The following is a 14237-nucleotide window of genomic DNA, read 5'->3' on the forward strand; positions in this document are numbered from 1 at the left end:
GCCGACATGCTCCTGACACCCAATGCCATGAGCCGCCGGATGCGCCTGGGCCTGTACGCGACGACCGGGCTGATCGGCCTGTTCCTGCTGCTGCCCATCGTGTTCATCGTGCTGCTGTCGTTCGGCTCGTCCCAGTGGCTGGTGTTCCCGCCGCCGGGCTGGACACTGAAGTGGTACGTGCAGTTCTTCTCCAATGCCGACTGGATGAGCGCGGCCATGGCCAGCCTCAAGGTCGCGGTGCTGACCACCGTCTGCGCCGTGGCCCTGGGCCTGCCGACCGCCTTCGCCCTGGTGCGCGGGCGCTTTCCCGGCCGGGAAATGCTCTACGGCCTGTTCACCCTGCCGATGATCGTGCCGCTGGTGATCATCGCCGTGGCGGTGTACGCGCTGTTCCTCAAGCTCGGCTACACCGGGACGATGTTCGCCTTCGTCGTCAGCCACGTGATCGTCGCCCTGCCGTTCACCATCATCTCGATCATCAACTCGCTGAAGCTGTTCGACCAGTCGATCGAAGACGCGGCGGTGATCTGCGGCGCCTCACGCCTGCAGGCGGTGTTCAAGGTGACGTTCCCGGCGATCCGTCCGGGCATGGTCGCCGGCGCCCTCTTCGCCTTCCTCGTCTCGTGGGACGAAGTGGTGCTGAGCGTGATGATGGCCAGCCCGACCCTGCAGACCCTTCCCGTGAAAATGTGGACCACCCTGCGTCAGGACCTGACACCCGTGATCGCCGTCGCCTCGACGCTGCTGATCGGCCTGTCGGTGCTGGTCATGGTGATCGCCGCCGCCCTGCGCCGGCGCAACGAAATCCGCGCCTGAGCGCCCAGGAGTACGACATGAGTGCCGTGATCAAAGACGCATCCCAGCAGAGCGACAAACCCCTGGTCAGCCTGCGCCACCTTAACAAGCACTACGGCGATTTCGCCGCCGTGGACAACATCTCGCTGGACATCAAGGACGGCGAATTCCTCACCTTCCTGGGCTCCAGCGGCTCGGGCAAGAGCACCACGCTGTCGATGCTCGCCGGCTTCGAGACGCCGAGCAGCGGCGAGATCCTGGTCAACGGCCAGTCGCTGGTGAACGTGCCGCCGCACAAGCGCGACATCGGCATGGTGTTCCAGCGCTACTCGCTGTTCCCGCACCTTTCGGTGCGCGACAACATCGCCTTCCCCCTGGCGATCCGCAAGCTCGCCGCCGCCGAGCGGGACAAGCGCGTCGATGCGATGCTCAAGCTGGTGCAACTGGAACAGTTCGCCCACCGTCGCCCTTCGCAGTTGTCCGGCGGCCAGCAGCAACGGGTCGCCATCGCCCGGGCGCTGGTCTACGAGCCGCGCATCCTGCTGATGGACGAGCCTCTCGGCGCGTTGGACAAGAAGCTGCGTGAAGACCTGCAAGACGAATTGCGCCAGCTGCACCGGCGCCTGGGCATCACCATCGTCTACGTGACCCACGACCAGGAAGAAGCCATGCGCCTGTCCCAGCGCATCGCGATCTTCAGCCACGGCAAGATCGTCGGCCTGGGCAGCGGCTACGACCTGTACCAGAACCCGCCGAACGCCTTCGTGGCGTCGTTCCTCGGCAACTCGAACTTCCTGCGGCTCAAGGCCCAGGGCAACGGGGCGGCGGATTTCGAAGGGCAAGCGCTGTCGATCCGCCTCACCGCCGGCCTGCACAGCGGGCAGGACGTGCTGCTGATGGTGCGCCCGGAAAAGGCCCTGGCATTGAGCGTGCAGCAAGCGGTCAACGAACCGCTGGCCGCCGGCTGGAACGAGGTGTCGGCCAAGGTGGTGGAGGTGCTGTTCCTCGGCGAAAGCCAGACGTGCAGCGTGGTCACGCCGGGCGGCACCGCAATGACGGTCAAGGCCCTGTCCGCTGCCGGCATGCCGCTCAAGGCCGGCGATCCGGTGCAGGTGCGCTGGGCCACGGCGGACGCCTGCGTGTACACCGAATGGGCGGAAAGCGACTTGAACAAGGCGGCCGGCGCTCACTGAGCCCGGCATCGCCACAAGAGATCCCTGCACACCACAGAACCTGTGGGAGCTGCGGTGCGACGACTCAACTTGCCAGCGATGAGGCCGGCACTGCCGACATCCATGTTGCCTGGCCCACCGCCATCGCGGGCAAGCCCGCTCCCACAGGGATCGCGGCGTCTAGGAAGTGTCACCTTCGGGCCGGCATCGCGTCGGGCGGTGCCGGCCCTTTTTTACGACCGAAGGATCGGCGCAAACCCTGCGATCTCGTCCGGCCACGCCGTCAGCACTTCGAAGCCGTCCTCGGTCACCGCCACCATGTGCTCCCACTGCGCCGAGAGCGACTGGTCCTTGGTCACCACGGTCCAGCCGTCGGCCAGGCTTTTCACATGGCGCTTACCGGCGTTGAGCATCGGTTCGACGGTGAAGATCATCCCCGCCTTCAGCTTCAGGCCCTGGTTCGGATGCCCGTAGTGCAGCACCTGCGGCTCATCGTGATAGACCTTGCCGATGCCGTGCCCGCAGTACTCGCGCACCACGCTGAAGCCTTCCCGCTCCGCCAGGCTCTGGATCGCGAAGCCAATGTCGCCCAGGGTCGCGCCCGGGCGCACGGCGCGGATGCCGGCGCACATGGCGTCGTAGGTGGTCTTGATCAGGTGCCGGGCCTCGGGCGTCGGCTCGCCGACCACGTACATGCGGCTGGTGTCGCCGAACCAGCCGTCCTTGATCACCGCGATGTCGAGGTTGACGATGTCGCCGTCCTTCAGCTTGCGGCCCGACGGAATGCCGTGGCACACGACCTCGTTGACCGACGCGCACACCGTCTTCGGGAAACCGTGATAACCGACGTTGGCGGGAATCGCCTTCTGCACGTTGACGATATAGTCGTTGCACAGACGGTCGAGGTCGTCGGTGGAGACCCCGGCCTTGACGTGGGGCACCAGCATGGCCAGCACTTCGGCGGCCAAACGGCCCGCCTCCCGCGATTGGGCGATGTCGGCGGCGGTGTTGATCTTGATCGGGTTTCTCATGCTTCGGTCCTCTGCGCAGACGAGGCCGCAGACGAGGCATCCGCCAACGTGCACAGACGCTGCAGATCGAGACCGCCCGCCTGCTCGGCGCGGATCAGCAAGCGGCAGATGGCGCTGTGATCCAGGTTGGGGTGCAGCTCGGCAAGCATGCCGATGCGCATCCAGTGCTCGGCCTGTGCGTTGATCGAACGGCTGAGTGCGCTGCTGGAGATGCGCAGGTTCTCGTGCATGTCCTCGGAGATTTTTACGATGCCCACGGCAATACCTGATATGAAATGCATATGGAACGTATATTAGCGGCGTTCGAACGAAAACCGCAATCGGACCTTGCCGCACCCACGCCCCAAACCATTGGCCCAACCAGCGAAAGGTTGCGGCGCAGACCATCCGGGCCTATGTTGCATGCGAGCTTGTTCCCCGCGAATGGATCGCGATCAATCACCACAAACGAGGTGAAGAGATGTCAAAGGATTCACGCCCTGCAGTGCTTGGGCTGATAGGCAACACACCGCTGGTTCGTGTCACCCGCTTCGACACCGGGCCGTGCACGCTGTTTCTCAAACTCGAATCGCAGAACCCCGGCGGATCGATCAAGGACCGCATCGGCCTGGCCATGATCGACGCCGCCGAACGCGACGGCCGCCTCCAGCCCGGCGGCACCATCGTTGAGGCCACCGCCGGCAACACCGGCCTGGGCCTGGCCCTGGTGGGCCGCGCCAAAGGCTACCGGGTGGTGCTGGTGGTGCCGGACAAGATGTCCACCGAAAAGGTCCTGCACCTCAAGGCCATGGGCGCCGAAGTGCACATCACCCGCTCCGACGTCGGCAAGGGCCACCCCGAGTACTACCAGGACGTCGCCGCACGCCTGGCCAAGGACATTCCCGGCGCCTTCTTCGCCGACCAGTTCAACAACCCCGCCAACCCGCTGGCCCACGAATGCAGCACCGCCCCGGAAATCTGGGCGCAGACCGAACATGACCTGGACGCCATCGTCGTCGGCGTCGGCTCCGCCGGCACGCTCACCGGCCTGACCCGGTTCTTCCAGCGCGTGCAGCCGGACCTTGAAATGGTGCTGGCCGACCCGGTCGGCTCGGTGATGGCCGAATACAGCCGCAGCGGCCACCTCGGCACCGCCGGTTCCTGGGCGGTGGAAGGCATCGGCGAGGACTTCATCCCGTCGATCTCCGACCTCTCCAGCGTGCGCCACGCCTATTCCATCAGCGACGAAGAAAGCTTTGACCACGCCCGCCAACTGCTGCGGGTCGAAGGCATTCTCGGCGGTTCCTCCACCGGTACCCTGTTCGCCGCCGCGCTGCGCTACTGCCGCGAGCAGACCGAACCGAAACGGGTGGTCAGCTTCGTCTGCGACACCGGCACCCGCTACCTGTCCAAGGTCTACAACGATCAGTGGATGAACGACCAGGGCCTGCTGGCGCGCAAGCGCTACGGCGACCTGCGCGACCTGGTGGCCCGACGCTTCGAGGACGGCCGGGTGATCAGCGTCGGCCCGGAAGACACCCTGCTCACGGCCTTCCAGCGCATGCGCCTGGCCGATGTGTCGCAGCTGCCCGTCCTGGTCGAAGGCCGCCAGCTGGTCGGTGTGATCGACGAATCCGACATCCTGCTCGGCGTCCATGAGGACGCTGCGCATTTTCGCAAGACCGTCGCCAGCGCGATGACCGACAAGCTGCAGACCCTGGCGCCGAACGCCGACCTGGCCGAGCTGGAGAAGGTCCTCAACCGCGGCCTGGTGGCGATCATCGCCGACGCCTCGGGCTTCCATGGCCTGATCACCCGCGTCGACATGCTCAACCAACTACGGAGATCCCTGGCATGAGCCAGCACGATGAAAACGCCCCGCCACGGGGCTTCGCCACCCGCGTGATCCACGCCGGGCAAACGCCGGACCCGACCACCGGGGCGCTGATGCCGCCGATCTACGCCAACTCCACCTACCTGCAGGACAGCCCCGGTGTGCACAAGGGCTTCGACTACGGCCGCTCGCACAATCCGACCCGGTTCGCCCTGGAGCGCTGCGTGGCGGATCTGGAGGGCGGCACCCGGGCGTTCGCCTTCGCCTCGGGCCTGGCGACCATTTCCACGGTGCTCGAACTGCTTGAGGCCGGCTCGCACGTCGTGTCGGGCAACGACCTGTACGGCGGCACGTTCCGCCTGTTCGACAAGGTGCGCCAGCACAGCGCCGGACACCGTTTCACCTATGTCGACCTGAGCGACCTGTCGGCCTTCGAAGCGTCGCTGCAGGACGACACCCGCATGGTCATCGTCGAGACCCCGACCAACCCGTTGCTGGGTCTGGTCGACCTCGCGGCCATCGCCCGCACCTGCCGGGCGCGGGGCATCCTGTGCGTGGCCGACAACACGTTCGCCAGCCCGTACATCCAGCGTCCGCTGGAGCTGGGCTTCGACATCGTGCTGCACTCGACCACCAAGTACCTCAACGGTCACTCCGACGTGATCGGCGGCATCGCCGTGGTCGGGCAGAACGCGGAACTCGCCGAGCGCCTGGGCTTCCTGCAGAACGCGGTCGGCGCGATCGCCGGGCCGTTCGACGCGTTCCTCACCCTGCGCGGCGTGAAGACCCTGGCGCTGCGCATGGAGCGCCATTGCAGCAACGCCCTGGAACTGGCGCAGTGGCTGGAGCGCCAGCCGCAGGTCAAGCGCGTCTATTACCCGGGCCTGCCGTCGCACCCGCAGCATGAACTGGCGAAACGGCAGATGCGCGGTTTCGGCGGGATGATCTCCCTGGACGTGAACAGCGACCTGGCCGGCGCCCGACGCTTCCTGGAGAACGTGAAGATCTTCGCCCTGGCCGAAAGCCTCGGCGGCGTGGAAAGCCTGATCGAGCACCCGGCGATCATGACCCACGCCACCATCCCGGCAGAGACCCGCGCGCGGCTGGGCATCGGCGATACGCTGGTGCGCCTGTCCGTGGGCGTGGAAGATGTCGAGGACCTGCGCGCCGACCTGGCGCAGGCGTTGGCGAAGATATAGGCCCCGAAACGTCAAAGCCCGCACAAGGCGGGCTTTGGTGTTCGAGTAGGCGGCCAGTGCTGGTCTCTGGCTTACGAGGTTTATCAGGACTCCCACAGTACAGGCAATGTGCTCTGCTGCTTCACACGGCATAAGGGCTGGATCCCAGCGCGGGGATCTTTCTAACCGTGTACCCTTCGGAACGCGCCCAACGCTTCCTCGCTATCCGCTTGCGCATCAGTCTGCGTGTTCGCCTACACCTATGAGCCTAGCAAAGGCTTTGAAATCCGAAACGCCCTTTTTAGACCGATTTCCTTCTAGCGCCCGCCCGCAAGGACGTTAACCGACTATCGCCCCGGGCCGAGCGGCCTCCGTCGCCGACGATTGGCCGACTATACTTTTCAGTTCGCTAACGAAGTTTCATGCAGTACGTCGACACCCGTGCACCTGGCGGTGCGCCCGTGCCAATCGCCAATCTGGTTAACCCCGGGCCAACGAGCCCTGCCGCCGGTGCAGCCGACGGACGCCGCTCGGACGCGTTGTGGCTGATGGGTCGTGGAGAAGATCATGAAACACAAGCTTTTGACAGGCGTCGTTCTTGCGGTGGCCGCAACGGTGGTGGTGCCTGTGGCCTGGGCGGCGCAGCCGCAGGCGTTGGCGTCCGATGGCTCGGATCATGTCGGTGCGGGTGCCGTTGCCTCTGACGGTTCTGACCACGTCGGCGCGGGCGCTGTGGCTTTCGACGGCTCCGACCATGTCGGCGCGGGCGCCGTGGCCTCTGACGGTTCCGACCACGTCGGCGCGGGCGCTGTGGCTTCCGACGGCTCCGATCATGTAGGCGCGGGCGCTGTGGCCTCCGACGGTTCCGACCACGTCGGCGCAGGCGCTGTGGCTTCCGACGGCTCCGATCATGTAGGCGCGGGCGCTGTGGCTTCCGACGGCTCCGATCATGTAGGCGCGGGCGCTGTGGCCTCCGACGGTTCCGATCATGTCGGCGCAGGCGCTGTGGCTTCCGATGGCTCTGACCACGTCGGCGCAGGCGCCGTGGCTTCCGATGGCTCTGACCACGTCGGCGCGGGCGCCGTGGCTTCCGACGGTTCCGATCATGTCGGCGCGGGCGCTGTGGCTTCCGATGGCTCTGACCACGTCGGCGCGGGCGCTGTGGCCTCCGACGGTTCCGATCATGTCGGCGCAGGCGCTGTGGCTTCCGACGGTTCCGACCATGTCGGTGCAGGCGCCCTGGCCGCCGATGGCGCGGACAAGGTCGGCGCCAACCGGCTGGCCTACTCCCGCGTCGGCGTCGGCTCCGACCGGGTCGCCTCGGCGCTCATGACCGGCAGCTATTCCGACCAGTTCAACAGCCCTCAATAACCGGCCCAGCCAGGTAAAACGGGCGGTCCCATCCGACCGCCCGTTTCGTCCCCGCTAGCACATTTGTGCTAATGACCGCTGCGTCGCCCGGCGCTATAGTCCCCGCAACCCCCGACGCTTCCCCACACGGCCCTTGCACCGTGCACGGCACCGTCGCGCCCGGAAAAAGAACAACACCAAGGAAGACACACCATGAAACTGCACTCACGCCTCTGCAAACTCGCTGTCATCGGTGCGCTGCTGGCCGGCGCCGCCGGTTGCCAGACCGCCAAACCCACCGAAGACAGCATGAAGGAACGGGCCCAGACCGTGATCGGCCAGCCCGTCACCAAGATCGCCAACGTGCGCAGCGACAGCACCCTCACCTATTACACGGCCTACACCGCCGGCGGCGAGTACAACTGCGAGCTGCCCAGCGGCGCGATCGTCGCCGTGGCCAGCATGGGGATCATGTCGCCGCCGCTGACCTGCCTGCCCAAAGGCGCCTCGCCGATCCCGTACCGGTAACCGGATCCGCCCTCACGCCAGGCTGTCGCTGCCGGCGCCCACCGGCTCGTCCCGCCGCTCGCGCAGCGCACGCAAGGTCGCGCGCAGCTCGGCCGGACGCACCGGTTTTGACAGGATGGCGATCCGACGGTCATGCAGCGCCGCCTGGATTTTCTCGATGTCATGCCCGGTGATGATCATCGCCGGCACCGCCTGACCGCGCTGCCGGCGAATGTCGTCGATGCACTCGATGCCGGTGCCGTGGGCTCCCAGGTCGTAGTCGGCGACGATGATGTCGCAGTCCGTCACCAGCCCCTGCCCCGTCGTCTCGGCCTGCACCACGCACCCCCAACGCTCGAGCAGCGCCGACGTGGCCAGCAGCACGTTGCGGTCATCCTCTACCAGACACACTTTCAGCCCAGTCAGCATGCCCGCCTGACGCGCCTCATCGCGCACCGCCGGCAACGCAGGCGCCGTCGCCAACGGCAATCCGAACAGGGTCACCGCCGTGCCATGCCCGAGCCGCGAGCGCAGCGTCACCCCGACACCGATCAGTTGCCCCAACCGTTTGACGATCGACAGCCCCAGCCCCACGCCCTCCACATCCTTGTCCCGTAACTGGCGAACCCGGTAGAACTCCTCGAAGACCTTCGGCAGATGTTCCTCGGCGATGCCGTTGCCGCAGTCGTACACGACGATGGCCAGCCCGCCGGCACGCTTGCGCACGCCGATCAGCACCGGCCGGTGCGCACCGTACTTGAAGCAGTTGGACAGGACGTTCTGCACCATGGTCGCCAGCAGCGCCGGGTCGGTGCGAACCCAGTGCCGGGACGGACGCAGGCGCAGTTCCACGCCGGCCCAGCGTGCGGCTTCGGCGTTCTGGCGGATCAGGTCGGCCAGCCATTCGCCCAGTTCGAACGTCTGGAGCTTGGGCTGGATCCGCCCGTTGTCGAGGGTGTAGAGGTCGAGGATCGAACGGAACAGCTGCGAGACGTTGAGCAGCGAACGGTCGATGTTGTCCACCAGCCGGCGCTCTTCGTCACCCAGGCGGGACTCGCGCAGGCACGCGGTGAACAGGCCGATGGAGTGGATCGGCTGGCGCAGGTCGTGGCTGGCCTGGGCCAGGAACCGCGACTTCTCCAGATTGGCCGCGACCGCCTCTTCCGACGCCTTGCGCGTGCGTTCCAGCAGCAGGTGCGCATAGAACGGAATCACCGTGCTGGTGATCATCAGCATCAGCACCATGAACGGCTGCGCCTGCCACACCGGCGTCAGGCTGTACACCACGACCAGCGCCGCCAACGCCAGCGCCGTGGCGATCGCCAGGTAACGCGAACCGTAGCGCATGCCGTTGCCCAGGTTGACCCAGACCATCACCGCATACAGCGGCAACGCGGTGGCGCCGCCCATCACCAGCCCGAACGAGGTGCCGGTGTAGTCGTTGACCATGCCGAAGATCCGCCGCGCCGGATAATGCCCGGGCCAACGCACAATGGCCTGGCGCAGCACCGCCGACGCCAGCAGGAACACGCTGATGTAGGCGATGATCGGCAGGTAGGTGTCCACCCGCTGCCCCGGCAGAAAGCCCAGCACGCTGATGTAGGCCAGGGCCACGCTCGCCAGAATGATGCGCAGGTTGGCCTGGTCGAGCTCGGTGTTCTTTTCGAACTTCATGGGAACGTCCTTGTGCGGCAGTCGTCAGATCCAGCACGAACCAACAGGCAACGCCTTTGCCCGGTGCTAAGGTGCAAGCCAACGGAACGCCAGACCCAGGGAGGGTGCAGCCATGGCTTGCCGAATCATCATAGCCGACGATCACCCGCTGTTTCGCGAAGCGCTGCTGCGCACCGTCCAGCGCCTGTTGCCCGAGGCCGCCGTCGACGAGGCCGGCGATTTCGAGGCCGTGCAGCGCTTGCTCCGGTCAGGCGACGAGCCGGACACACTGATCCTCGACCTGCGCTTTCCCGGCCTGACCAGCCTCGACCAATTGGCGCAACTGCGCCTGCAATGGCCGCGCACCACATTGATCGTGGTGTCGATGGTGGACGACGAAACGCTGATCGGCGAAGTGATGGCCGCCGGGATCGACGGGTTCATCGGCAAGAACATCGCCCCGGACGAGATCGGCCAGGCGATCCTGGCCATCCGCGAGGGTGAAGTGCTGGTCAGGTTTGCGCCTTCGGGCCTGTTGCCGCTGGAATCCGGCACGGCGTTGACCGCCCGTCAGCAGGAAGTGCTGCGGCTGATCGCCCAAGGCAAGACGAACAAGGAAATCGCCCGGGAACTCGATATATCTCCGTTTACCGTGCGCATTCATGTGTCTTCGTTGCTGCGCACGCTGAACGTCCCCTCCCGTGCCGCTGCGGCGGTGAAATACTCGGGGACGCTGTAGGAAAAGCGGCGAAATGAGCCGTCACGGGCGGCGCAAAAAAGATAACAGGCTGTTTTCCAAGAAAATTATTTCGTTCGGGGCTTCCCAGACGGAAAAAATGTTGTTAAATTTCGCGCACTTTCCGGGAAGCCAGACAGGCCAACCGAATACAGGGGCGTCGCCAAGCGGTAAGGCAGCAGGTTTTGATCCTGCCATGCGTTGGTTCGAATCCAGCCGCCCCTGCCATTTTCTTCCTCGTTTCACCCTCCCTTACTTAGCCAACTCCCTTATGGATCCACCTGAGCCATCAGTTCAGGAATCGACTCCGGCCGTTTGGCATATCGCTGCGCCAGCACTGCACACACCATCAACTGAATCTGATGAAACAGCATCAGCGGCAGGATCAGCACGCCGATCGTGCTGCCGGCGAACAGCACCTGGGCCATCGGCACACCGGTTGCCAGGCTCTTCTTCGAACCGCAGAACAGAATGGTGATGCGGTCTTCCTGGCTGAAGCCGAACGCCTTGCCCAGCACCGTGGACGCCAGCAGCACCAGCGCCAGCAGGATGCAGCACACCACCACCAGCCCGAACAGATCCAACACCGGGATCTGATGCCAGATGCCTTCGTTCACCGCCTCGCTGAAGGCGCCGTAAACCACCAGCAGGATCGAACCCTGATCGACGAACTTGAGCCAATGCTTGTTGCGCCCGACCCAGGCGCCGATCCAGCGCCGGGCGATCTGTCCGGCGATGAACGGCAACAGCAGCTGCACGCTGATCTTCACGATGGCATCAAGGGTCGAACCGCCGTCACCATGGACGTTCAACAGTAGCGTCACCAAAAGCGGCGTCAGGAAGATCCCGAACAGGCTGGAGGCCGCCGCGCTGCAGATCGCCGCCGGAATGTTGCCCCGGGCCAGCGAAGTGAACGCAATCGCCGATTGCACCGTGGCCGGCAGCGCGCACAGATAGAGCATGCCCATGTACAGGTTGTCGCCGATCAGCGGCGACAGCAGCGGCTTGAGCGCTAGGCCCAGCAGCGGGAACAGCACGAACGTCAGGCCGAACACCAGCAAATGCAGGCGCCAGTGGCCGGCGCCGGCGATGATCGACTCCCGCGAAAGCTTGGCGCCATGCAGAAAGAACAGCAGCGCGATGGCGATGTTGGTCAGCCAGCCGAAGCCGACCGCGACCTGGCCGCTGGCGGGCAGGAAACTGGCCAGCAGCACCACGCCGATCAGGGTCAGGGTGAAGTTGTCGGGTAACAAGCGTGGGCGGGTCATAAGCGGTCTTCCGGGGGTTGCCAGTACGTGAAGGCGACTCTAACGTGATCGGCAATGACCGACTAACGCCGAAGAGCCCACAGATGCCGCCTAAAGGACACGACAAAAGCGTCAGACGCAGCATTCCCGGACTGCCCAGCCTGCCGCGACCGCTCTACGGCCGCACCGAATCGCTGCCCAACCGCGCCCTCACCCGCCGCCACAGCCACCCGTGGGTGCAGTTGTCTTACGCGATCCAGGGCGTGCTGGAAGTGCAGACCGCCGCCGGGCGCTTCGTCGCCCCGCCGGAGCGGGCGGTGTGGATCCCGGCCGGCGTGCCGCATCGGGTGTTCAGTTCGCCGCACACGGAAATGCGCAGCCTGTACATCGATTGCAGCGTCGCAGGCCGGGCGGCGCAACGGTGTCATGTGCTGGCCGTGAACGACTTGCTGCGCGAGCTGATCCGCACCTTCAGCGGCGTGCCGGTGGAGTACGACCTGGACGGCCCCCACGGTCGGCTCGCTCAGGTGATCCTCGACCAGTTGGCCGAAGCCCCGCAAATCGACCTGATGCTGCCACTGCCCCAGGACAGCCGCTTGCAGCAGATCTACCGCAGCCTTGAGCAGCATCCCGATCAGTCGACCACGCTGCAGCACTGGAGCGACCGGTTCGGCGTCACCGAAAAGACCCTCAGCCGCCTGTTCCTGCGCGACACCGGCCTGACCTTCCGGGCCTGGCGCCAGCGCCTGCGCCTGCTCGGCGCCCTGACGCCGCTGGAACGGGGCGAACGGGTCACCGATGTGGCGCTGGCCTGCGGCTATGATTCAACTTCGGCCTTCATCGCCGCGTTCCGGCAACAGTTCGGAGAGACGCCCGGTGAATTTTTTCGATGATAAATGCCGATATTTATCGAATTTGAATACCCCATCCGCATCACTTCAGGGTAGAGTCTCGCTCATCAAGGATTCTTGACACCGTGCCACGATAACCATGACGAACAACCCATCTGAGAACCTGTCGGCGGTAACAGCATGATCGAAGTCACTGAAGTTTCCATTGCCCAATTGCGCGCAGCCCTGGAATCGGGCCAGACCACCGCGGTCGAGCTGGTGCAGGCTTATCTCGCGCGGATCGACGCCTACGACGGCCCGCAGACCGCCACCGCCCTCAACGCCGTGGTGGTGCGCAACCCTGAAGCCCTGAAGGAAGCAGAGGCCTCCGACGCCCGCCGCGCCGCCGGCAAGACCCTCGGCCCGCTGGACGGCATCCCCTACACCGCCAAGGACAGCTACCTGGTCAAGGGCCTGACCGCTGCGTCCGGCAGCCCGGCCTTCGCCGACCTGGTCGCCCACCGCGATGCGTTCACCATCGAACGCCTGCGCGCCGCCGGGGCGATCTGCCTGGGCAAGACCAACATGCCGCCGATGGCCAACGGTGGGATGCAGCGCGGCGTCTACGGCCGCGCCGAAAGCCCGTACAACGCCGCTTATCTGACCGCTCCCTTCGCCTCCGGCTCGTCGAACGGCGCCGGCACTGCCACCGCCGCCAGCTACTCGGCGTTCGGCCTGGCCGAGGAAACCTGGTCGAGCGGCCGCGGCCCGGCCTCCAACAACGGCCTGTGCGCCTACACGCCGTCGCGCGGGGTGATTTCGGTGCGCGGCAACTGGCCGCTGACGCCGACCATGGACGTGGTCGTGCCCTACGCCCGCACCATGGCCGACCTGCTTGAAGTGCTCGACGTGGTCGTGGCCGAAGACACCGACACCCGTGGCGACCTGTGGCGTCTGCAGCCGTGGGTGCCGATCCCGAGCGTGGCGTCGGTGCGTCCGGCCTCCTACGCCGAACTGGCCGTCGGCACTGCGGCCCTGGCCGGCAAGCGTCTGGGCGTGCCGCGCATGTACATCAACGCCGACGCCGAGGCCGGCACCAGCGAAGCGCCCGGCATCGGTGGCCCGACCGGCCAACGCATCAACACCCGCCCTTCGGTGATCGACTTGTGGAACCAGGCGCGCAAGGCGCTGGAAGCCGCCGGCGCCGAAGTGATCGAGGTGGACTTCCCGCTGGTGTCCAATTGCGAAGGCGACCGCCCGGGCGCGCCGACCGTGTTCAACCGCGGGATCGTGTCCAAGGAGTTCATGCACGACGAGCTGTGGGATCTGTCGGCCTGGGCGTTCGATGATTTCCTGCGGGCCAACGGCGATCCGAAACTCAACCGCCTGGCGGACGTCGACGGGCCGAAGATCTTCCCGCACGATCCGGGCACCCTGCCCAACCGCGAAGGCGACCTGGCCGCCGGCATGGACGAATACGTGCGCATGGCCGAGCGCGGCATCAAGCCGTGGGACCAGATCCCGACCCTGCCCGACGGCCTGCGCGGCCTGGAGCAGACCCGCAAGCTCGACCTCGAAGACTGGATGGACCGCCTCGGCCTCGACGCCGTGCTGTTCCCGACCAACGCCGACGTCGGCCCGGCGGACGCGGACGTCAACCCGGCGTCGGCGGACATCGCCTGGAGCAACGGCATCTGGGTCGCCAACGGCAACCTCGCCATCCGTCACCTCGGCGTGCCGACCGTGACCGTGCCGATGGGTGTCATGGCGGACATCGGCATGCCGGTGGGCCTGACCTTCGCCGGCCGCGCCTACGACGACTCGACGCTGCTGCGCCTGGCGGCGGCGTTTGAGGCAACCGGCTCGAAGCGTCTGGTGCCGCCGCGTACGCCAGCCCTGGCGATCGGCAAGTGAGAAAAAAGGCG

Annotated in this window: 13 protein-coding genes and 1 tRNA gene; 10 read left to right on the plus strand and 4 right to left on the minus strand. The window is 66.0% G+C overall.

The window, feature by feature from the left end; all coding sequences use genetic code 11:
- Nucleotides 1–6: 6 nt before the first annotated feature.
- Both CAG33_RS22165 and CAG33_RS22170 read left to right on the plus strand, forming a co-directional pair.
- Nucleotides 7–816: an ABC transporter permease gene (locus CAG33_RS22165; RefSeq protein ID WP_085586821.1), complete on the plus strand. Its 810-nt coding sequence runs from the start codon at nucleotides 7–9 to the stop codon at nucleotides 814–816.
- A 17-nt stretch (nucleotides 817–833) separates the two neighbouring features.
- The gene (locus CAG33_RS22170) at nucleotides 834–1988 is read left to right on the plus strand and encodes an ABC transporter ATP-binding protein (RefSeq protein ID WP_085586822.1); all 1155 of its coding nucleotides are present in this window, start codon (nucleotides 834–836) and stop codon (nucleotides 1986–1988) included.
- 212 nt (nucleotides 1989–2200) lie between these two features.
- Here CAG33_RS22170 and map read toward each other — a convergent pair whose 3' ends face one another.
- Both map and CAG33_RS22180 read right to left on the minus strand, forming a co-directional pair.
- Nucleotides 2201–2998, minus strand: coding sequence for a type I methionyl aminopeptidase (gene map, locus CAG33_RS22175; protein WP_085586823.1), 798 nt, complete (start codon nucleotides 2996–2998; stop codon nucleotides 2201–2203).
- Nucleotides 2995–3255, minus strand: a complete 261-nt coding sequence (locus CAG33_RS22180; protein WP_085640552.1) for a ParD-like family protein — start codon at nucleotides 3253–3255, stop codon at nucleotides 2995–2997. The genes map and CAG33_RS22180 overlap by 4 nt, the downstream gene beginning before the upstream one ends.
- A gap of 203 nt (nucleotides 3256–3458) precedes the next feature.
- On the opposite strand from CAG33_RS22180, the gene CAG33_RS22185 reads away from it, so the two are divergent.
- The 4 genes from CAG33_RS22185 to CAG33_RS22200 all read left to right on the plus strand — a co-directional run bounded on the left by CAG33_RS22185 (nucleotide 3459) and on the right by CAG33_RS22200 (nucleotide 7867).
- On the plus strand, nucleotides 3459–4835 hold the full coding sequence (locus CAG33_RS22185; protein WP_085586824.1) for a pyridoxal-phosphate dependent enzyme: 1377 nt from the start codon (nucleotides 3459–3461) through the stop codon (nucleotides 4833–4835).
- Entirely contained in the window at nucleotides 4832–6010 is a 1179-nt protein-coding gene (locus tag CAG33_RS22190) for a cystathionine gamma-synthase (protein WP_085586825.1), read from the plus strand. Before CAG33_RS22185 ends, CAG33_RS22190 begins: the two co-directional genes overlap by 4 nt.
- 546 nt (nucleotides 6011–6556) lie before the next feature.
- Nucleotides 6557–7360, plus strand: a complete 804-nt coding sequence (locus tag CAG33_RS28835; protein ID WP_256576749.1) for a hypothetical protein — start codon at nucleotides 6557–6559, stop codon at nucleotides 7358–7360.
- A gap of 192 nt (nucleotides 7361–7552) precedes the next feature.
- Nucleotides 7553–7867, plus strand: a complete 315-nt coding sequence (locus CAG33_RS22200; RefSeq protein WP_085586826.1) for a hypothetical protein — start codon at nucleotides 7553–7555, stop codon at nucleotides 7865–7867.
- Between the two features lie 12 nt (nucleotides 7868–7879).
- Here CAG33_RS22200 and CAG33_RS22205 read toward each other — a convergent pair whose 3' ends face one another.
- A complete protein-coding gene (locus tag CAG33_RS22205) occupies nucleotides 7880–9520 on the minus strand; it encodes a hybrid sensor histidine kinase/response regulator (protein WP_085640554.1) in 1641 nt (546 codons plus the stop codon).
- A gap of 112 nt (nucleotides 9521–9632) precedes the next feature.
- Between CAG33_RS22205 and CAG33_RS22210 the strand changes: the two genes are divergently transcribed.
- Together CAG33_RS22210 and CAG33_RS22215 are read left to right on the plus strand one after the other, a co-directional pair.
- On the plus strand, nucleotides 9633–10238 hold the full coding sequence (locus CAG33_RS22210; RefSeq protein WP_085586828.1) for a response regulator transcription factor: 606 nt from the start codon (nucleotides 9633–9635) through the stop codon (nucleotides 10236–10238).
- Nucleotides 10239–10388: 150 nt separating this feature from the next.
- A tRNA-Gln gene (locus CAG33_RS22215) sits at nucleotides 10389–10463 on the plus strand.
- Nucleotides 10464–10504: 41 nt separating this feature from the next.
- Here the strand turns inward: CAG33_RS22215 and CAG33_RS22220 are convergent.
- The gene (locus CAG33_RS22220; protein ID WP_085586829.1) at nucleotides 10505–11503 is read right to left on the minus strand and encodes a bile acid:sodium symporter family protein; all 999 of its coding nucleotides are present in this window, start codon (nucleotides 11501–11503) and stop codon (nucleotides 10505–10507) included.
- An 83-nt stretch (nucleotides 11504–11586) separates the two neighbouring features.
- Here CAG33_RS22220 and CAG33_RS22225 point away from each other — a divergent pair, with 83 nt between their 5' ends.
- Together CAG33_RS22225 and CAG33_RS22230 are read left to right on the plus strand one after the other, a co-directional pair.
- Entirely contained in the window at nucleotides 11587–12375 is a 789-nt protein-coding gene (locus CAG33_RS22225; RefSeq protein ID WP_085586830.1) for a helix-turn-helix domain-containing protein, read from the plus strand.
- 138 nt (nucleotides 12376–12513) lie between these two features.
- Nucleotides 12514–14226: an amidase gene (locus tag CAG33_RS22230; RefSeq protein WP_085640556.1), complete on the plus strand. Its 1713-nt coding sequence runs from the start codon at nucleotides 12514–12516 to the stop codon at nucleotides 14224–14226.
- Nucleotides 14227–14237: the final 11 nt, after the last annotated feature.

The organism is Pseudomonas sp. B3(2017) (assembly GCF_002113595.1).
GTDB lineage: Bacteria > Pseudomonadota > Gammaproteobacteria > Pseudomonadales > Pseudomonadaceae > Aquipseudomonas > Aquipseudomonas ekonensis.